Source organism: Streptomyces sp. AC555_RSS877 (genome assembly GCF_019049245.1).
GTDB lineage: Bacteria > Actinomycetota > Actinomycetes > Streptomycetales > Streptomycetaceae > Streptomyces.
This window is the reverse complement of record NZ_JAGMUK010000037.1, coordinates 1-19,970: the sequence shown is the minus strand read 5'-3', so window position 1 is coordinate 19,970 and position 19,970 is coordinate 1. Positions and strand designations below refer to the sequence as shown.

Annotated in this window: 16 protein-coding genes; 7 read left to right on the top strand and 9 right to left on the bottom strand. The window is 72.3% G+C overall.

Features of this window, described 5'->3' with window-relative positions:
• Window positions 1-57 precede the first annotated feature (57 nt).
• Window positions 58-498: an SRPBCC family protein gene (locus KUM49_RS16005; protein ID WP_217237517.1), complete on the top strand. Its 441-nt coding sequence runs from the start codon at window positions 58-60 to the stop codon at window positions 496-498.
• A 72-nt stretch (window positions 499-570) separates the two neighbouring features.
• A complete protein-coding gene (locus KUM49_RS16000) occupies window positions 571-1,887 on the top strand; it encodes a lanthionine synthetase LanC family protein (protein ID WP_217237516.1) in 1,317 nt (438 codons plus the stop codon).
• On the opposite strand, the gene KUM49_RS15995 is transcribed toward KUM49_RS16000, so the two are convergent.
• The 5 genes from KUM49_RS15995 to KUM49_RS15975 form a co-directional block, all read right to left on the bottom strand.
• Entirely contained in the window at window positions 1,839-2,990 is a 1,152-nt protein-coding gene (locus KUM49_RS15995) for an XdhC/CoxI family protein (RefSeq protein WP_217237515.1), read from the bottom strand. The genes KUM49_RS16000 and KUM49_RS15995 overlap by 49 nt on opposite strands.
• A 213-nt stretch (window positions 2,991-3,203) precedes the next feature.
• Window positions 3,204-4,649 (bottom strand): NCS2 family permease, encoded by a 1,446-nt coding sequence (locus tag KUM49_RS15990; protein WP_217237514.1) that lies wholly within the window; start codon window positions 4,647-4,649, stop codon window positions 3,204-3,206.
• 258 nt (window positions 4,650-4,907) lie between these two features.
• Window positions 4,908-7,304, bottom strand: coding sequence for a xanthine dehydrogenase family protein molybdopterin-binding subunit (locus KUM49_RS15985; protein WP_217237513.1), 2,397 nt, complete (start codon window positions 7,302-7,304; stop codon window positions 4,908-4,910).
• A gap of 2 nt (window positions 7,305-7,306) precedes the next feature.
• The gene (locus KUM49_RS15980) at window positions 7,307-7,891 is read right to left on the bottom strand and encodes a (2Fe-2S)-binding protein (protein WP_217237512.1); all 585 of its coding nucleotides are present in this window, start codon (window positions 7,889-7,891) and stop codon (window positions 7,307-7,309) included.
• Window positions 7,891-8,790 (bottom strand): xanthine dehydrogenase family protein subunit M, encoded by a 900-nt coding sequence (locus KUM49_RS15975; RefSeq protein WP_217237511.1) that lies wholly within the window; start codon window positions 8,788-8,790, stop codon window positions 7,891-7,893. The genes KUM49_RS15980 and KUM49_RS15975 overlap by 1 nt, the downstream gene beginning before the upstream one ends.
• A 377-nt stretch (window positions 8,791-9,167) precedes the next feature.
• On the opposite strand from KUM49_RS15975, the gene KUM49_RS15970 reads away from it, so the two are divergent.
• Together KUM49_RS15970 and KUM49_RS15965 are read left to right on the top strand one after the other, a co-directional pair.
• A complete protein-coding gene (locus KUM49_RS15970; protein ID WP_217237510.1) occupies window positions 9,168-10,844 on the top strand; it encodes a PucR family transcriptional regulator ligand-binding domain-containing protein in 1,677 nt (558 codons plus the stop codon).
• 138 nt (window positions 10,845-10,982) lie between these two features.
• Window positions 10,983-11,762, top strand: coding sequence for a hypothetical protein (locus tag KUM49_RS15965; RefSeq protein ID WP_217237509.1), 780 nt, complete (start codon window positions 10,983-10,985; stop codon window positions 11,760-11,762).
• Between the two features lie 316 nt (window positions 11,763-12,078).
• Here KUM49_RS15965 and KUM49_RS15960 read toward each other — a convergent pair whose 3' ends face one another.
• Window positions 12,079-12,879 (bottom strand): GntR family transcriptional regulator, encoded by an 801-nt coding sequence (locus KUM49_RS15960; RefSeq protein ID WP_308406637.1) that lies wholly within the window; start codon window positions 12,877-12,879, stop codon window positions 12,079-12,081.
• Between the two features lie 155 nt (window positions 12,880-13,034).
• Between KUM49_RS15960 and KUM49_RS15955 the strand changes: the two genes are divergently transcribed.
• Both KUM49_RS15955 and KUM49_RS15950 read left to right on the top strand, forming a co-directional pair.
• The gene (locus tag KUM49_RS15955) at window positions 13,035-13,916 is read left to right on the top strand and encodes a (2Fe-2S)-binding protein (protein ID WP_217237507.1); all 882 of its coding nucleotides are present in this window, start codon (window positions 13,035-13,037) and stop codon (window positions 13,914-13,916) included.
• Between the two features lie 302 nt (window positions 13,917-14,218).
• On the top strand, window positions 14,219-15,262 hold the full coding sequence (locus tag KUM49_RS15950; protein WP_217237506.1) for a DUF2637 domain-containing protein: 1,044 nt from the start codon (window positions 14,219-14,221) through the stop codon (window positions 15,260-15,262).
• A gap of 85 nt (window positions 15,263-15,347) precedes the next feature.
• Here KUM49_RS15950 and KUM49_RS15945 read toward each other — a convergent pair whose 3' ends face one another.
• Window positions 15,348-15,800: an ATP-binding protein gene (locus KUM49_RS15945; protein WP_374200158.1), complete on the bottom strand. Its 453-nt coding sequence runs from the start codon at window positions 15,798-15,800 to the stop codon at window positions 15,348-15,350.
• Window positions 15,801-16,370: 570 nt separating this feature from the next.
• Window positions 16,371-17,024, bottom strand: coding sequence for a hypothetical protein (locus KUM49_RS15940; RefSeq protein ID WP_217237504.1), 654 nt, complete (start codon window positions 17,022-17,024; stop codon window positions 16,371-16,373).
• Between the two features lie 215 nt (window positions 17,025-17,239).
• Here KUM49_RS15940 and KUM49_RS15935 point away from each other — a divergent pair, with 215 nt between their 5' ends.
• The gene (locus KUM49_RS15935) at window positions 17,240-18,580 is read left to right on the top strand and encodes a transcriptional regulator (protein ID WP_217237503.1); all 1,341 of its coding nucleotides are present in this window, start codon (window positions 17,240-17,242) and stop codon (window positions 18,578-18,580) included.
• Between the two features lie 11 nt (window positions 18,581-18,591).
• On the opposite strand, the gene KUM49_RS15930 is transcribed toward KUM49_RS15935, so the two are convergent.
• Window positions 18,592-19,970 (bottom strand): protein phosphatase 2C domain-containing protein (locus KUM49_RS15930; RefSeq protein ID WP_374200157.1); only part of this gene is annotated, 1,379 nt, incomplete at its 5' end.

Genomic DNA, 19,970 nt, shown 5'->3' with positions numbered 1-19,970 from the left:
CGGCCGAGCCGTATACGAACGCACTGTTCAGCGGCGCGCGTTGCCTACGATCACTGAGTGGTCACCTTCCTCCTCGAACGTACGGCACCGCTCTCCCTCGACGAGGCGTGGCGCCGCCTCACCCAGTGGCCGCGCCACGGCGACACCGTCCCGCTGACCCGCGTCACCGAGCTCACGCCGCCGCCGACGGGCGAGGGCACCTTCGTCGTGGCCCGCTCGGGACTCGGCCCGCTCGCCTTCGACGACCGGATGGAGGTCACGGTGTGGCGCCCGCCCACGGGCGACCTGCCCGGCCTGTGCCGTCTGGACAAGCGGGGCCGGATCGTCACGGGCTGGGCCGAGATCGAGGTGCGGCCGGGCCCCGGCGGCCGTACGCGGGTGCTGTGGCGCGAGGAGCTGCGGGTGCGTCTGCTGCCCCGCGTCTTCGACCCCGTGCTGCGGGCCGCGGCACGGACGGTGTTCGGACGGACGGTCAACGAGCTGCTCAGACGTCCGTGACGACCGGGCGCCCCGGCCCATCCGTCGGCAAAGACACCTGTGGGCGCGCCCGGCCGGTGCCAGAGTGAGGTCATGACTCAGACGGACGTGAAGGCCGTGGCGGTGGACGGGATCGAGGCGCTGGCCGTGGACGCCCTGCGGTGGCTGCTCGGGCAGGCGCGGGAGAGCGGGAGCGGCGGCCTCGCCTGGGCCGCGCGGCCATCCGACGCCGGACTGGAACCCATGCTCTACAGCGGTACGGCCGGTGTCGTCCCGGTGCTCCTGGAGGCGTGGCGGCACTTCGGGGACGACGCGTACGCCGACACCGCCCTGCGCGCGGCCCGCTCTCTCGTGGCCGCCGTCGACGACTGTGAGGACAGTTCCCTGTACTTCGGGCTCACCGGCATGGCGCTCGTGCTGCGGACCGTGCACGAGGAACTGGGCGACGCCGCCGCCGGTGCCGCCGCCGACCGGGCTCTGGGGATCGTGCGGTCGCGGTTCGACGGCACCCGATGGGGCGAGCTGTTCGACCTGATGGGCGGGAACGCCGGGATCGCCCTGGGCGCGCTGGCCGCCGGTGACGAGGAGTTCGCCGTGCTCGCCCTCGAGCCCTATCTGCGGACCGCCGAGCCGGTTCCGGCGGGCGTGCACTGGGAGTTCCGTACCGGCAGGGACGGGCGCATGCACCACATCTCGCACGGCACGCTGGGGATCGTGTACGCGCTGGCCACCGTCGGCGCCGCGGCGGGACGGACGGACCTCGTCGAGCTGGCCGAGGCCGGTGCCGCGGGCGTCGTGGCCCGGGCCGAGGACGGGCCCGAGGGGTTTCTGGTCGCCCACTCCGACCCGGCGCACCTTCCCGACCTGATCGAGCGGTACAGCTACGGATGGTGTCACGGGCCCGCCGGCGACGCGCAGGTCTTCCGCCGGCTCCGGGACGTCCTCGATGCCCCCGCCGCCTGGTCGGCCCTCGCCGACCGCTGCTGGCACACCGTCACCCGCTCCGGTCTGCCGGAACGGCTGCGTCCCGGCTTCTGGGACAACAACGGCCGCTGCTGCGGCACGGCGGGCGTCCTGGCACTCGCCTGCGACCGCATCGCCGAGCAGGACGACGGCCACGACTTCGCCGCCGTCCTCGTCGCGGATCTGGCCGACCGCGCGATCCGGGACGCCGACGGCGCCCGCTGGTCCAACTTCGAGCACAAGGTCACCCCGGGCGACCTCGAACCCCGCCCGGGGTGGGCGCAGGGCAACGCGGGCATCGCGCGGGAGCTGATCCGCTTCGTCCGGCTGGGCCGGGGCGGCGACCCGGACTACGCGTTCGCCTGGCCCGACCAGCCGCCGGTACACCGCGGCATCCGTCAGGCCACCGACCCGATCCGCCCCGCCGGCACCGACGTCACGTCGTGATGGATGGGCGTGTGGGCGCCGGTCAGTGAGACCCCGCTGCCGCCGCGCCGGGCGGCGACGATCTCCGCGGCGATCGACAGGGCCGTCTCCTCCGGCGTGCGCGCGCCGAGGTCGAGCCCGATCGGCGACCTGAGCCGCGCCAACTCCAGTTCGGTCACGCCGACTTCGCGCAGCCGCTCGTTGCGGTCCAGGTGGGTGCGCCGGGAGCCCATCGCGCCGACGTACGCCACCGGCAGCCGCAGCGCGAGCTTCAGCAGGGGTACGTCGAACTTGGCGTCGTGGGTCAGGACGCACAGGACCGTACGGGCGTCGACGTCGGTGCGCTCCAGGTAGGTGTGCGGCCACTCGACGACGATCTCGTCTGCCTCGGGGAAGCGGGCGGGGGTGGCGAACACGGGCCGCGCGTCGCACACCGTCACGTGGTAGTTCAGGAACCTGCCGATCCGCACGAGCGCCGACGCGAAGTCGATCGCGCCGAAGACGATCATCCGGGGCGGCGGGACGGACGACTCCACCAGCACCGTGAGCGGCGCCCCGCAGCGGGAGCCCTGCTCGCCGATCTCCAGGGTGCCGGTACGGCCGGCGTCCAGGAACGCGCCGGCCTCCGCGGCGACCGTGCGGTCCAGCTCGGGATGGGCACCGAAGCCGCCGTCGTACGAACCCTCGGGACGGACCAGCATCGCCCGCCCCACCAGCTCGGCGGGGCCGGACACGATCCGGGCCAGCGCGGCCGCCCGCCCGCGCGCGGCGACGTCGAGCGCGGCCGTCACCACCGGACGGACCCGGTCGCCCGCCCGTACCGGCGTGACGAGGACGTCGATGACCCCGCCGCAGGTCAGACCGACGGCGAAGGCGTCGTCGTCGCTGTACCCGAAGCGTTCGAGCACCGGCTCCCCGTCCCGCAGGGCCTGTTGGCACAGGTCGTAGACCGCGCCCTCCACACAGCCGCCGGAGACCGAGCCGATCGCCGTGCCGTCGGCGTCCACCGCGAGGGCGGCGCCGGGCAGGCGGGGGGCGCTGCCGCCGACGGCCACGACGGTGGCCACGGCGAAGTCACGTCCCATCCCGGCCCACCGGTTCAGTTCCTCGGCGATGTCCAGCATGTCTCGGTCTCCTAACTGCGGTCGTGGGGAGGGCACGTGCCACGGTCGGCTAGGGGGTGTTTTGGAAGTCCTGTGCGTGCCCGCGGTGTTCGGTGCGTGCCCTCGGCGTGCCGGACGAAGGCCCTCGTACTGGACGTACTTGGGTCTTTGGCCGGTGCGGCGAGGGTGCGTGCCGGGCGCCGTGGGTGCTGTGCGGGACTTGCAAAACACCCCCTAGTGCACGCCCAGCCAGCTCTCGATCGGGTCGAGAGCGAAGTACACCAGGAAGATCACTGTCAGGCCCCACATGAAGGCGCCGATCTCCCGCGCCTTGCCCTGGGCGGACTTGATGGCCACGTACGAGATGACACCGGCGGCGACGCCCGCGGTGATGGAGTACGTGAACGGCATGATCACGACGGTCAGGAAGACCGGGATCGCGGTGGCGCGGTCGGCCCAGTCGACGTGCCGGGCGTTCATCATCATCATGGCACCGATCACGACCAGGGCCGCGGCGGCGACCTCACCCGGCACGACGGCCGTCAGCGGGGTGAAGAACAGACAGGCCGCGAAGAACAGGCCTGTGACCACGGACGACAGTCCGGTACGGGCGCCCTCGCCGACGCCGGTCGCCGACTCGACGAACACCGTCTGGCCCGAGGCGCCCGCCACGCCGCCGATCGCACCGCCCGCGCCGTCGATGAACAGCGCCTTGGACAGGCCCGGCATCCGGCCCTGCTCGTCGGCGAGTTTCGCCTCGGTGCCGACGCCGATGATGGTGGCCATCGCGTCGAAGAAGCCGGCCAGCACGAGGGTGAACACGATCATGCCGACGGTCATCGCGCCGACCTCGCCCCAGCCGCCGAACTCGACGTCGCCGAAGATCGAGAAGTCCGGCATGGAGACCGCTTGGCCGTGCAGTTCGGGAGCGCCGCTCGCCCACTGCCGGGGGTCGATGACGTCAAGGGCGTTGAGGACGACGGCCAGTACGGTGCCGCCGACGATGCCGAGCAGGATCGCGCCGGGGACGCCGCGCGCCTGCAGCATGAAGATCGCGAGGAGGGTGACGGCGAAGAGCAGCACCGGCCAGCCGGCCAGTTCGCCGGTCGGGCCCAGGGAGACCGGGGTCGCCTTGCCCTGGTGCACGAAACCGGCCTTGTAGAAGCCGATGAGGGCGACGAACAGGCCGATGCCCATGGTGATCGCGTGCTTGAGAGCGAGCGGGATCGCGTTCATGATCATCTCGCGGAGCCCGGTGACGACGAGCAGCATGATGACCACGCCGTACATCACGCACATGCCCATCGCCTGCGGCCAGGTCATCTGGGGTGCGACCTGGGAGGCGAGGACTCCGGAGACGGAGAGGCCGGCGGCGAGGGCGAGGGGCACCTTGCCGAAGAAGCCCATCAGGAGCGTGCTGAGGGCCGCCGCGAACGCGGTCGCGGTGATCAGCGCCTGCTGGCCGAGCGTGTTCCCCGCCGCGTCCTTGCCGGACAGGATCAGCGGGTTGAGCAGGAGGATGTACGCCATCGCCATGAAGGTGGTGACGCCGCCGCGGACTTCGCGTGCGACCGAGGATCCGCGGGGGGATATCTGGAAGTACCGGTCGATCCAGGGCCTGCCGGCGGGGACGCGGGGTTCCTCGGCGTGGGCCTTCGGCTGGAGTGACTGCTGGGTCATGTGGGCCTTCTCCCAAGGTTCACGACCCGGGGGACGGCCCGAGACGAACGGGGTACTTGCGTGGTGGGTTCGTGGGCGGCTGCGGGTGCGTCGGGGCTTCTCGCGCAGTTCCCCTCGCCGCTGAAAGGCCGGGCTGCGCCCCGTGCTTCCAGGCCCGAAGGGCCGTGCCTTCAGGGGCGCGGGGAACTGCGCGAGAAGCCCCACTCACCCGTACCCGCCCACGAACCGCAACCACCCGAGCTCTTACGCGACGCCCGACTACACCGCCGTCAGGTGTTCCGGACGGACCGGCGTCCTGTTCAGCTCCAGCCCCGTCGCGTTCCTGATGGCCGCCAGGACCGCCGGGGTCGACGACAGGGTGGGTGCCTCGCCGACGCCGCGCAGCCCGTACGGGGCGTGGTCGTCGGCGAGTTCGAGCACGTCGACGGGGATGGTCGGCGTGTCGAGGATGGTGGGGATCAGGTAGTCCGTGAAGGAGGGGTTCCTGACCTTCGCGGTCTTCGGGTCGACGATGATCTCCTCCATGACCGCCACGCCGAGACCCTGGGTCGTGCCGCCCTGGATCTGGCCGATGACGGACAGCGGGTTGAGCGCCTTGCCGACGTCCTGGGCGCAGGCCAGTTCGATGACCTTGACCAGGCCGAGCTCGGTGTCGACCTCGACGACCGCGCGGTGCGCGGCGAAGGTGTACTGGACGTGTCCGAAACCCTGCCCGGTGCGCAGGTCGAAGGCCTCGGTCGGCCGGTGCCGCCACTCGGCCTCGACCTCGACGGCCTCGCCGTCGAGCACGTCGACCAGGCCCGCGAGGACCTCGCCGCCGTCGGTGACGACCTTGCCGCCCTCGAGCAGCAGCTCCGCCGTCGCCCAGGCGGGGTGGTAGGAACCGAACTTGCGGCGGCCGATCTCCAGGACCTTCTCGCGCACCAGCTCGCAGGAGTTCTTGACGGCGCCACCGGTGACGTACGTCTGACGCGACGCGGACGTCGAACCGGCGCTGCCCACCTGGGTGTCGGCCGGCTTGATCGTCACCTGGGCGACGCCCAGCTCGGTACGGGCGATCTGCGCGTGCACGGTCACGCCGCCCTGACCGACCTCGGCCATGGCCGTGTGCACGGTCGCCACCGGTTCACCGGCGATGACCTCCATGCGCACCTTGGCCGTCGAGTAGTCGTCGAAGCCCTCGGAGAAGCCGACGTTCTTGATGCCGACCGCGTAGCCGACACCGCGTACGACACCTTCGCCGTGGGTGGTGTTGGAGAGGCCGCCCGGCAGCTGGCGTACGTCGGCGGCCTCACCGGCCGCGAGCCACTGCTGCTCCGGCGGCATGGGCATCGCCTTGACGCGGCGCAGGAGTTCGGCGACCGGCGCGGGCGAGTCGACGGTCTGGCCCGTGGGCATGAGGCTGCCCTGCTCCATCGCGTTGAGCTGACGGAACGCGACCCGGTCCATGCCCACCTTGTCGGCGAGTTTGTCCATCTGCGCCTCGTAGGCGAAGCACGCCTGGACCGCGCCGAAGCCGCGCATGGCGCCGCAGGGCGGGTTGTTGGTGTAGAGGGCGATGGCCTCGATGTCGACGTTGTCGACGACGTAGGGGCCCGCGCCGAGCGAGGCGGCGTTGCCGACGACGGCCGGGGAGGCGGAGGCGTACGCGCCGCCGTCCAGGACGATCCGCGCCTTCAGGTGGGTGAGCCTGCCGTCCTTGGTCGCCCCGTGCTCGTAGTACAGCTTGGCCGGGTGGCGGTGGACGTGCCCGAAGAAGGACTCGAAACGGTTGTAGACGATCTTGACGGGTTTGCCGGTGCGCAGCGCCAGCAGACAGGCGTGGATCTGCATCGACAGGTCCTCGCGGCCGCCGAACGCGCCGCCGACGCCGGACAGCGTCATCCGCACCTTGCTCTCGGGCAGACCGAGCACGGGCGCCATCTGGCGCAGGTCGGAGTGCAGCCACTGGGTGGCGATGTAGAGGTGGACGCCGCCGTCCTCGTCCGGTACGGCAAGGCCCGACTCGGGGCCGAGGAAGGCCTGGTCCTGCATGCCGAAGGTGTACTCGCCCTCGACGACGAAGTCGGCGCGTTCCCGGGCCGCCGCGACGTCACCGCGGATGATCGGCTGGCGGTGCACGATGTTCGGGTGCGGGACGTGCCCGACGTGGTGGTCGTCGCGGTCCTCGTGGATCAGGATCGCGTCCGGCGCGGTCGCGGAGGCCTCGTCGGTGATGACGGGCAGTTCCCGGTACTCGACCTTGATCTTCGCGGCGGCGCGGCGCGCGGTCTCGGGGTGGTCGGCGGCGACGATGGCGACCGGCTCGCCGTGGTGGCGGACCCTGCCGTGGGCGAGGACCGGGGTGTCCTGGATCTCCAGCCCGTAGTTCCTCACGTCGGTCGGCAGGTCGTCGTACGTCATGACGGCGTGGACGCCGGGCAGGGCGAGGGCTTCTCTCGTGTCGATCGAGACGATCTCGGCGTGCGCGACCGTGGAACGCAGGATCTGCCCCCAGAGCATGTCCTCGTGCCACATGTCGGACGAGTACGCGAACTCGCCGGTGACCTTGAGGGTGCCGTCCGGGCGGAGCGTGGACTCGCCGATGCCGCCCTTGGTCTTCGAGCCCTGGGTGACCTTGGTGGGAGTCCCGATGGGGGCGCCGTTGCTCGGCATGCTCAGACCGCCTCTCCCTGTCGGGCGGCCGCCAGGCGGACCGCGTCCATGATCTTCTCGTAGCCCGTGCAGCGGCACAGGTTGCCCGACAGTGCCTCGCGGATGTCCGCGTCGGTCGGGTTCGGGTTGCGCTCCAGCATCTCGTCGGCGGCGACCAGCAGACCCGGCGTGCAGAAGCCGCACTGGACGGCGCCGGCGTCGATGAACGCCTGCTGCACCGGGGAGAGTTCGGTGCCCTCGCCGGTCTGCGAGTCGTGCCCCTCGGCAGCCCACTGCTGGGCGTCCTGAAGGGACGTACCGCAGGCACCGGACGCACAGCCCCCGTGCTCGGCACGCTGCTTGGCGAACTCCGCCAGCCCTTCGACGGTGACGACCTCGCGGCCCTCCACCTGTCCCGCGGCGACCAGACAGGAACACACGGGCACACCGTCCATCCGGACGGTGCAGGACCCGCATTCACCCTGTTCGCAGGCGTTCTTCGAACCCGGCAGGCCGAGCCGCTCCCGCAGCACGTACAGCAGGGACTCGCCCTCCCACACGTCGTCGGCTTCCTGCGGACGGCCGTTGACCGTGAAATTGACGCGCATTACGCGGCGCTCCCCTTCTGCTGTGTCCGACCGTCGGTGCCGCGGTAGGACTCCCAGGTCCAGGTGAGGGTGCGGCGGGCCATGACGCCGACCGCGTGGCGGCGGTAGCTCGCGGTGCCCCGGACGTCGTCGATCGGGTTGCAGGCGCCGGCGCACAGGTCCGCGAACTGCTTGGCCACCGACGGGGTGATGATCTTCCCGTTGTCCCAGAAGCCGCCTTCCTCCAGTGCGGCGTTCAGGAACTCCTCCGCGGCCTTGGCACGGACCGGGGTGGGCGCGGCCGACCCGATCCCCGTACGCACGGTCCGTGTCTTCGGGTGCAGGGCGAACCCGAACGCACACACGGCGATGACCATGGCATTGCGGGTTCCGACCTTCGAGTACTGCTGCGGCCCGTCCGCCTTGTCGATGTGCACCGCGCGGATCAGCTCATCGGGCGCCAGCGCGTTGCGCTTCACGCCGGTGTAGAACGCGTCGATCGGAATCCGGCGCGATCCTCGCACCGACTCGACCTCGACCTCCGCACCCGCCGCCAGCAGGGCGGGGTGGGCGTCACCGGCCGGGGAGGCGGTACCGAGGTTGCCGCCGACGCCGCCGCGGTTGCGGATCTGCGGGGAGGCGACGGTGTGCGAGGCGAGAGCGAGACCCGGAAGCTCGCCCCGCAGGTGCTCCATGATCTTCGCGTAGGGGACGGAGGCCCCGAGCCGCACACTGTCCTCGCCGACCTCCCACTCCTCGAGGTCGCCGACGCGGTTCAGGTCGAGCAGGTACTCGGGCCGGCGGTGGTCGAAGTTGATCTCGACCATCACGTCGGTGCCACCCGCAATCGGCACAGCGGTGGGGTGCTCGGCCTTCGCGGCGAGCGCCTCCTCCCAGCTGGCGGGGCGAAGGAAGTCCATGACCGGCTCTCTTCTTCGTCTCGTGGGTCGTACAGATCGAGCCAATCCGTGTGCGGCGGCCCCGGCTCGTTCATGGGCTGTTTACGCGGAGTCAGGCCAGTACACAGCGCCGTACGCCGACCGGGTCAGTCACGGAAACCATGAAGGAGTTGGCTGGCCAGGGCGGTCATCTTGTAGATTCGTATGAAAGGAGGCCATCGGCAACCTCCCCGTTTTCCTCTGGAAACGCGCGGCACATCCCGTGTGACCTGGAACACGGCCGGAATGCGGCTCCGGAACGGCGAGCACCGCTCCTCCACCGCCGGACGGACACCTCGTCCGCGGACGCTCACGACCCATCGTAGATTCCGAGACGAAAAAGAACGGCGGCGACGAGAATGCGGCTGCGCGCACTGCTGGACACCGACGCGCTGGGCCTGCGGCTGCTCGGCGGCGAGGACGAGCTGGACCGCACCGTGCGGGGCGTGATGACCACCGACCTCAAGGACCCCAGCCGCTACCTCTCCGGCGGAGAGCTGGTCCTCACCGGCCTGGCCTGGCGCCGGGACGCCACCGACTCCGAACCGTTCGTACGACTCCTGGTGCAGGCCCAGGTGGCCGCGCTGGCGGCCGGGGAGGCCGAACTCGGGGCCGTGCCGGACGACCTGGTGGCGGCCTGCGCGCGCCACCGTCTCCCCCTCTTCGCGGTGCACGAGTCGGTGGCGTTCGCGACCATCACCGAGCACGTCGTACGACAGGTGTCCGGCGAGCGGGCCGGTGATCTCGCGGCGGTCGTGGACCGGCACCGGCGGATGATGACCTCGGGCCCGGCGGGCGGCGGCCCGGACGTGGTCCTGGACCTGCTCGGCTCCGACCTGGACCTGCGCGCCTGGGTGCTGTCCCCCGCCGGGCGGCCCATCGCGGGCTCCAAGCTCGCCGGGCCCGCCCTGCCGGCCGACGTGAGCGCCAAGCTCGCGGCCGAACACCTGGCGGCGGTCCGCACGGGCCGCCGCGGCCCGTACCGCGTACTGCTCGGCACCACCACCTACTCGCTCTTCCCAGTCCACAGCAGCGGCGGCCGCTCCCCTCAGGGCTCCCGGGACGTGCGCGAGAGCGTGCTGTCGGACTGGCTGCTGGCCGTCGAGGCGGACGCCGGGGAGTGGCCGGAGGAGCGGCTGGACCTGCTCCAGGGCGTCACCCAGCTGATCTCGGTCGAACGCGACCGGCGGGACGCGGCGCGCACGGTCCGCCGGCGCCTCGCCCAGGAGGTCCTGGAGCTGGTGCAGACGGGTGCCGCGCCCGCCGAGATCGCCGCACGCCTGCGGGTGGCCGCCCCGGTCCTCCTCCCCGGCCTCGGCGCGGCCCCGCACTGGCAGGTGGTCGTCGCCCGCGTCGAGTGGCGGGACGGCGAGCTGGAGGGCGGCCCGATCGCCCAGTCCCTCCTCGAGGAGATCCTGGTCGACCCGCTGTCGACGGGACCGGAGCCCTCCGACCGGATCGCCGTCGCACACACCGGGGACGAGGCCGTCGCGCTCGTACCCCTGCCGGCGGTGTCCACGGAGCACGACGGCTCGGAGGCCGGGATCCTCGCCGACCAGCTCCTGGAGTCCGTACGGGACCCGCTGTCGGCCGGCCTCGACGACGACGGGCGGGTCACGCTCGGCGTCAGTGCGTCGGTCCACTCGGCGGAGGGCCTGCGCGGCGCCCTGGAGGAGGCCCGGCACGCCCGCAGAGTGGCCGCGGCCCGCCCCGGCCGGGTCTGCGCGGCCGGCCACCAGGAACTGGCCTCCCACGTCCTCCTCCTGCCCTTCGTCCCGGACGACGTCCGCCGGGCCTTCACCGCCCGCCTCCTCGACCCCCTGCGTGACTACGACCGCCGCCACCGCGCCGAACTGATCCCCACCCTGGAGGCCTTCCTCGACTGCGACGGCTCCTGGACGCGCTGCGCGAACCGCCTCCACCTGCACGTCAACACGCTGCGCTACCGGGTGGGACGGATCGAGCAGTTGACGAGCCGTGATCTTTCACGCCTCGAGGACAAGCTGGATTTCTTCCTGGCACTGCGAATGAGCTGACTCCTCAGGGCACAACGCGCCTACCAGGAGTCCCACGACTTTGTGAAATCCTTCACCCACCCCCTTGGCCCAGCCGGGCGATCCGTGCTGAGATGCCGCCACCACTCATAGCTCGATGGCGTGCTCGGGGAGGGCAACGTGGCGCATACCGCCATGTCTGGTAACGGAACGACCGCCGGTGACGATCCACTCCAGACCGCGGTATGGCGGCTACGCTCCCGCGCCTGCTGGACAGACGCCGCCGCACTGCTCCAACCGGTCACCGCACCGGCCGCGCTCCAACGGGCCGCCCTGCTGGTGGAACGGTGCCTGTACACCGAGCAGGGCTGGGAGCAGGCCGAGGACGCGCTGCGCACCGCCGAGGCGCTGGCCCACGGCGACGACGAGCGCGGCGCGGCCGCTTGTGAACGCGGGCACCTTGCCTACGCGGCGACGCTGCACGGCGTCCGGGACCGCGCCGACGAGGCCCGGGCGGCACTCGGCCGGGCCGCGGCGCTGATCCCGCCCGGGGCCCCCGGGCGGGCCCTCCTCGACTTCCGGCGGGGGTTGCTGGCGGAGAACCTGGCGCACTCCCCGCAGTCGGCCCGGGCGGCGTACCGGCGTGCCCACGCCGGGGCCACCGCGCACGCCGATCCACTGCTCCTGTCCTTCACCTGGCGCCATCTCGCCGGACTCGCGCTGCGGGAGGGGGAGTTGGCGGAGGCACGGCACGGCTTCCGTGAATCGCTGCGGATTCGCGAGGAGTTGGGGTACCTCGTGGGGACGGCACCGGCACTGGCCTCCCTGGCCGACGCGGAGGTGGACCCGGAGGCCACGCGCCTACGAGAGGAGGCCCGGCGCCTGTTCCGCCTCCTGGGAGGCGTACCGACCTGGCTATCCCGCCAGTTGACCCCTGCCCCCCCGGCAGCAACGGCGTAGCCCCCCACGCGGGCGCCTACTGAGGGCTCCGCCCCCAGACCCCCGGGACCTACCCCACCCACCACCCGACTCGGTCGGCCGAAAGGCGGGCCACGCCCTGCCGTCACCGCCCTCGCTAGGTGTGCGCTCCCGCACTCGCGTACGGCGGCAAGGGGACGTGTCGGGGGGTGTCCGCTTGCAGCGGTTGGCGCGTCAACGCCGGCACCTCGGCAGGCAACCGATTCCGCGCCGTTCCGAGGACGGACACCCCCCGACACGGCCCCGACCCCACGAAACACAAGGCGCAACGCGCACCCGGCACCCGGCACCCGCCCCGTCAGCGAGCACCCGTGAAGTGCTCCCCCGCCAGCGACCGCACCACATCCAGGTCCCGTGCGATCAACGCGTCCAGCAAGGCCGCGTGTTCCGCCGCGTCAGCCACCAGTTCGGCCCGCCTCCGCGGGGCGGGCGCCCCGACCAGGGGCCACTGGGCGCGGCGGTGAAGGTCCTCGGCGATCTGGACCAGCTGTTCGTTGCCCGACAGCGCGAGCACCGCGCGGTGGAAGGCACGGTCGGACTCCGCGTAGGTAGCCGGGCACCCGGTCGACGCCGCGCGTACGGTCGCGTCGGCGAGGGGCCGCATCTCGGCCCAGCGTTCGACCGGCACCGTACGGGCGAGCCGCATCATCACGGGTACTTCGATCAGGGCACGGATCTCGGCGAGTTCGGCCAGCTCGCGCGTGCCCCGCTCGACCACCCGGAACCCGCGGTTAGGGACGACCTCGACGGCACCCTCCAGCGCGAGCTGCTGCATCGCCTCCCGGACGGGAGTCGCGGAGACCCCGAAGCGCTCGCCGAGCGCGGGGGCGGAGTAGACCTCGCCGGGCCTGAGCTCACCGGCGACCAGCGCGGTACGCAGCGCGTCGAGGATCTGCCCGCGCACCGAGGACCGCTGGATGGCGGGGCGAGGCCGGGGCATGGGCGTTTCGCTGTGGGTGTGTTCACCGCGGACGGCGGTGCCCCACTCCCGGTTCACGTCCGCGGCCCTGGACTGCGGCGGCACCCGGACGGCGTCCGCGGGAACGCCGGAGAACCCGGGCACGCCCGCCTCGACGGAGCCCTGCGCGCCCTGCTTCACGGGTCCTCCTCCGGACGTGTCGGTACTTGGGGTCATTACGGCGTCTTGTTACTCGCCCGTCAAGCAGATTAGGGCATAACCCGACAGTTCCCATGACGCGCACTCTGGATAAGGTAAGCCTTACCTCTACAGCGACCTCGAATCGATGGTGCCGGATGCCCGCCTCGCAGCCCACCCCCCGCTCAGCCGTCGCAGACGCCTACGCACGCGTCACCGAGGTCCTCCCGACCCTGACAGTCACGGAACTGCACCCCGACGAGCGGCTCCCTCGCGGCGACGGCTGGGTCACCGCCACCGAGCTCGCCGAGGCCGGCCCCGGCCTCGAAGGATTCCTGGCCTGGGACGACGCACAGGTGCTACGGGACCACGGCCGCCCCGGCCGCCCGGACGTGATCGCCAGTTTCGGGCTGCACCGGTACGCCTGGCCCGCCTGCCTCCTGATCACCGCGCCGTGGTTCCTGCACCGCCGGGTCCCGCGCTTCCCCGTGACGCATGTCTCGTACGACCGCACCCGGGGCCCGATGTCCTTCGCCGTGCGCCCCGGCCCCTTCGCCTGCCTGCCGGACGACCCGGCGGCAGCACTGCCCGGCGCCCGGGTGGTCCCCGACGAGGAGGCCCTGCGGGCCGAGGTGCGGGCGGCGGTCGCCGAGCACATGGAACCGGTACTGGCCGGGTTCGGGCCGCGGATGCGACGCCGCGGCCGCGCCCTGTGGGGCATGGTGACGGACGAGATCGTCGAGGGCCTCTGGTACGTCGCCGAACTGCTCGGCGAGGCCGAGAGCGAGCACAAGCACGAGCACGAGCAGCGACGGGCCGAGCGCGAGCTGGAACTCCTCCTGCCGGGGTCGACCAGGCCGTACGTCGGCTCGGCGGCCTTCCGCCGGCTGGCCGGACCGAACGGCGAGTCGCTGCCCACCCGGGACCGGGCGAGCTGCTGCATGTTCTACACGCTGGAGCCCGAGGACACCTGCGCCACCTGTCCGCGCACCTGCGACGCGGACCGGGTCGCCAAGCTGACGGCACTCGCGGCGAGTTGAGGCACCCTCGGGTCGGGCCCGGATCAGGCGTCCCGTAAGCTCACTCGCGACTGGGACACCCTCGGGTTACAGGCACTTCACAATTTCCTCACCGGCCGCAGTAACTTTCCGTGGAACCACCCGTACGGGTAGTCTTATTCGAACTCAACTCCCGCCCCTCAAGCGGCAGTTCGAGCAGAACGCCGCCCTGGGCATCCCCTTGCACTTCCTTGGCGGCCTCTTGCCCCGAAAACGCCTGAGGGCCGTTGGGATTGGGCCACTATGGCGGGCGTTACGCCCTATCCCAATGCAAGGGACCCCAGATGAGACTGACCGACATATCGCTGAACTGGTTGCTTCCGGGCGCCGTACTGCTCCTGGGCATGCTGGCGGCGGTTGCGGTGCTCGCGCGTGGCAAGCGCACCTCGGGGAAGGACGCGAGCGCGGACGACTCGTGGGAGCGCAGCGAGGAGCGCCGCAGGCGCAAGGAGGCCATATACGGCACCGCCTCCTATGTACTGCTGTTCTGCTGTGCGGCGGTTGCCGCCGCACTCTCCTTCCATGGCCTGGTCGGCTTCGGCCAGCAGAACCTCAACCTGTCCGGCGGCTGGGAGTACCTGGTCCCGTTCGGCCTGGACGGTGCGGCGATGTTCTGCTCCGTGCTCGCGGTGCGCGAGGCCAGCCACGGCGACGCGGCGCTCGGCTCCCGGATACTCGTGTGGACGTTCGCGGGCGCCGCGGCCTGGTTCAACTGGGTGCACGCGCCCAGGGGCATCGACCACGCGGGCGCCCCGCAGTTCTTCGCAGGCATGTCCATGTCGGCGGCCGTGCTGTTCGACCGCGCGCTGAAGCAGACCCGCCGGGCCGCCCTGCGCGAGCAGGGCCTGGTGCCCCGTCCGCTGCCGCAGATCCGCGCCGTCCGCTGGATGCGGGCGCCTCGTGAGACGTACAAGGCGTGGTCGCTGATGCTCCTTGAGGGCGTGCGCAGCCTGGACGAGGCGGTCGACGAGGTCCGCGAGGACAAGCGCGAGAAGGAAGCGGCCCGCATGCGGCGCCGTGACAAGGAGCGGGTCGAGCGCGCGCAGCTCAAGGCGATCAGCCGGGGCCACCGCGGTTTCGTCGGCCGCGGCCGCCAGTTGGAGGCGCAGGCGACCTTGGAGCGTGCCCCGTCGGACCGCACCACCGCGGAGCCTGCCATATCGCCGGAGCAACTGCCCGCCGCACGCCAGCGGCCCTCCCTGCAGCCCGTTCGCACCGCGTCTGACCCCATCACCGTCGATCTCACCGCGGAGGACGACACCATGGCCCTGCCGCGCCTCGACTCCCTTGAGCGCAAGCTCAAGGACCTGGAGCAGCAGTTCGGCTAGAGGTAACCGGGTTCACGGGACGGGGTGCGGCTCAGGCGAGCCGCACCCCGTCCCGTTTCGGTTCGCGTTCTGGTCGACGTCTGGTTCAGGCGACGCCGGCGTCCAGCTCGAACCACACCGCCTTCCCCACCCCGTGCACCCGCACGCCCCACGCGTCCGCGAGGGACTGCACGAGGACCAGGCCCCGGCCGTGCGTACCGTCGTCGGCGTTCGGTACGCGCAGTCTGGGCCTGCGGGAGACGAAGTCCCGCACCTCCACCCGCAGACCACGCGGTCCGACGGTGGCCGTCAGCAGCGCGTCGTGGTCGGTGTGGATGATCGCGTTGGTGACGATCTCGCTGGTCAGGAGTTCCGCGACCTCGGCCCGTCCGGGCCTGCCCCAGTGCCGTAACAGCTCGCGCAGTGCTCTGCGCGCCTCGGGCACCGCTCCCAGGTCCGCCCGTCCGAGTCTGCGTTTGAGCTGTGGCGCCGGCGCCTCGTCCATCGCGCTGTCGGCCCTGTCCTCCACTGTGTCCGTCGAGAAGGCCCCTCTTGCCATGGGACCGCCTCCTCGTACCTGCCTCTTCATGACCCCCGCCCGCGTGCCGATGTCGGTTCCCCTCCTGCTCGAACACGTTCACGGGGATCCATGCCCCTGTGGGACTCACGACAGTCATGTCGAATAGTCAACGACCAGGTGTTCGGCCATCCTTGAGGCTTCTCGGAGCCGACATGGGGCCGTCATGGGGCCGTCCGCCGCCATGGGTCCTGTGGTCCACGACGTCTCGGGCACGGTGCCGGCCGCCCGGCGAAACAGTCCGCACGGCCTTGCGCACTTTCGCCAACGTCACCGCGTCGGCCGCCGACCACCCGAAGCCGGTGTTCGCTGCTCGCGGGCCGGCGCCGCGCGCGCACCAGCCGAGGGCCCGGCCGGGCCGGATGCCGACAGGCCCGGCGACGAGCGCCGACCAGGCAGACCGTACGGCTCGCGAAACTGGCCGGAATCCGCTGGTTCCTTCCTCACGCAGTTGCCCGTGGCGGGTCCCCAGCGGGAGATGAGGCGGTGCGGGGGCCGCCCGCCCGACCCCCGTGCGGGAGGGCGGCCCCGGCTTCCGCGGCCGTCGTGCGGTCAGTAGAGCTTGTTCACGGCGGTCGTGGTCGTCTTCCTGAACGCCTTCACCGGCGCGTCACCGAAGTCGCCCAACTGCGCCCACTCCACGACGGTGACGGCCCGGCCGTCCCGCCCGACGGAGAGGAGCCGGACGTCCGAGGCACCCCAGGACGTGACGGTGTGCAGACCGTGGACACGGGCGCCCTCCTCGACGGGCAGCGTTCCGTAGCCCTTGTACGAGGCCTCGGTCTCCGGGTCGGACTGCTCGATGCGCGTCGCGCAGGAGCGGATCTCCTTGTTCAGACGCGTGGCGAGCGCCTTGGCCTTGGCGGTGCTGCCGACGACGACGGTGAGCTGCCGGGCGCTCGTGTCGAGGTCGGTGTGGAAGGCGCGGTACCGCGAGTCGTAGGCGAGGAGCGCCTCCTCCAGACAGAGCCGCAGCTCGTCCGGGACGCCGTCGGTGACTTTGCCGGCGGTCCACGAGGACGTGGGGTGCGGCGGGAGTTCGGCGGCGGCGAGGAACTTCGGTGCGGCGGCGGTCGTCGCCGCCGCGGTGTTCGTCGTGGCGGCCGGCGCCTGCTGGGCGTCGGCCTGTACGACGAGGGCGGAGCCGAGCGTGACGCCCGTGATGGCCAGTACGGTGAGCGCGCCGGCTCGGATGCGCTTGGGCATGGGTGTCCCCCGTGAACGAGTGCATGGGTGTGGGATGTGCCGCCACGACGCCGGATGGTCGGTCCGGCGGTCGTCGGTGCGACACCCAGAGCATCAGTGGTCACGGCAGGCGGGCGCAACAGGGGATGCGCGATCCATCAGGGTGGAACCGTCCCAGCCCATCTGACGTGCAGGTATATGGAGTGCCTGGGATACGGATCCGGGCGGACGGGGGAATGGTGCCGGCATCACAGGACGACGTCGGGGAGTTCGCGGCGCTGCTGACGCAGCTGAAGGAGCGGACGGACCGCAGTTACGGTTCGCTGGCCCGCCGCCTGGACATGAACACCTCCACGCTGCACCGCTACTGCGCCGGTGATGCGGTCCCCCAGGACTTCGCTCCGGTGGAGCGGTTCGCGGGCCTGTGCGGGGCGTCGGCGGAGGAACGGCTGGAGTTGCACCGGCTGTGGCTGATGGCGGTGGCGGCACGGCAGCGACCGCGGCCTGGGGAAGCGGCGTCCGAGGCAGCCGAGGCTGCGCAGCCTCAGCCACAGCCCCAGACGGAGACGCAGTCACAGACGGAGACGGAGCCAAAGCCAGAGCCAGACGTGCCCCCGGTGGGCACGGTCCCCGCTCCCGCGCCCCGCCCCTGGTACCGCCGCCGACGCACCGTCGTGTCCGCGGCCGTCGCGGCGGTACTCCTCGTCACGCTGGGCAGTCTGTCGGCCATGCCGTCCGGTTCGCCGGAGGGTGACGACTCCGCACGGTCCTCGCGCGCCCCGTCGTCCCGTACGACCGCGCCGGGCGCCCCGGGCCGCCTTCCCTCGACCGGATCGCCGAGCCCTTCCGCGACCGCCGGGTCCCCCTCGGCCGACGGCACGACGGCGAAGCCCTCCGGAAAGCCGACGGGGAGCCGCAGCCCCTCGGGAAGCCACGAGCAGGACGGCGGGGACGTCCCCGCCGTCCCCCTCACCTGGACCGCCGACTCCCAGGTCTGGGCGCTGGGCTGCGGCCACGACTACGTCATCGACAAGGAGCCCCGGCAGGTCCCCCCGCCCCCCGCCCCGCAGGACGCCGGCACCTGGGCGGGCACCCAGAACGCGGTGCACGGGCGCGACACGAACGTACGGATCTCGGTGCAGGGACGGACCTCCACGGCCGTCATCCTGGAGGCGCTGCGGGTACGGGTCGTCGGACGCACCGACCCCGCCCCCGGCACCGCCTACTCCATGGACCAGGGCTGCGGCGGAGCCGTCACCCCCCGCTTCTTCGACGTCGACCTCGACATCGACCGCCCCATCGCCCGCCCCGTAGAGGGCAACGACACGGGCACGCCCATCCCGGCCATGCGCCTGCCGTACCGCGTCTCCGCCGAGGACCCGGAGGTCCTGCTCGTCACCGCCCGCACCGAGGGCTGCGACTGCCGCTGGTACCTGGAGCTGGACTGGGCCTCGCAGGGCCGCACCGGCACCGTCCGCATCGACGACGCCGGCCGGCCGTTCCGCACGAGCTCCATCAAGGGGCTGCCGCGTTACTGGTACGACGTCTCGCGCCAGTGGGTGGAGAGGACCGGCTGAGGGGCCGGCTGTCACGCCTCCCAGACGGCCGCGGCCGTACGGTCGTCCGCGTACCCCTTGACCCTGACCTGGGCGTCGGCGAGGAACTCGGCGAGTCCGGGCGGGGTGGGCCCGGACCAGCGGCCGGTGAGGTACCCGCACAGTTCGGGTTCGCCGCGCAGCGGTTCGGCGAGGCCGTCTGTGCACATCAGGAGCGTGTCCCCCGGCCGGGCCACCGAGGCGCGGAAGCGGAAGGGTTCACGGGGCGGCTCGGGGGCCGGTTCGTACGGGCTCGGGGGTGTCGGGATGCCGAGGTCCATGGTGAGCCGGTCGCCCTCGGGGGTCTCGGCCGGCAGGGACCCGAAGCCGACCACCGGCTCGCCGGGGACGTCGAAGACCCGCGGTTCGATGTCCTGCCACTCGCCGCCGCGCAGCCGGAACAGTCCGCCCGCGCCGACTCCGAAGAAGACGCGCGTACGGCACTCGGGGTCGGCGGGCAGGAGCAGGCAGCGCAGGGCGGCGGCGTACTCCTCCGGTTCGACGCCCTGCTCGGCGGCGCTGGCCCGGAGTTTGCCGAGGCTTCGGTCGGTGAGACGGTGCAGACCCGACTTCAGGTCGCCGCGCCGTCCCGCCCTTATGTCCTCGGCGAGCCTGACGTGGCTACGGCCCACGGCCCGCCCGATCCAGCGGCACGCCTCGGCGGCCGCCCGGTGCGCACCCGGCGTGGCCCGCGCACCGGTCGCCATCGCGACCAGCACCAGCGCGTGCTCCCCCGCCCCGAAGCGTGCGGTGAGCAGGGAATCCCGCCGTGGCTCTCCCCGGTACCGCGCGGAGTCGCCCCGCATGGAGGCGGCCCGCAGCGTGGAGGATCCGTACCGGGCCCCGTCCAGCACGGTGTCCGCGACGAGGTCGTCGAGGTCGTCCGGGTCCGCCGGGGGCAGCGCGGTGGGTTCGGCTTCGTAGGTGGGGGGCCCGGAGCCGACGTAGCCGACGGGCGCGGGCAACGGGACGGGGAGGTCGACTCGGGTGGCGGTCCGAAGCGTTTGCGGGTCGGCGGGGCCGGCCTGGGGGGAAGTGCCGGGACGGCCGTCCCGGGCGTCGGCGGCGTCCTGTTCCGGGGCGGATGCGGCTGCGGCGTCCTGGGCCGTGGGGGGCGGCTCCCAGGGAGCGCTCCTCGGCGCTGGACCGGCGGGGCGCGAAGTGGCGGGGGCATCCCCCCCGGCGGGCCATCCCCGCAGCGCGTCCTGCTCCGGCTCGTCGTCGACGGCGCGCGCGTCGGTCTCGGTGGCCCCCCGCGCGGGCGGGGCGGTGGGCGGCGGTGGGCCGAAAGGGGGTGGTGGCGGAGGGGGCGCGGAGGGAGGCGGGGGTGCGTCCGAGGACATCCGCGGTGCGGCGGTGGTCGTGGTGGGGG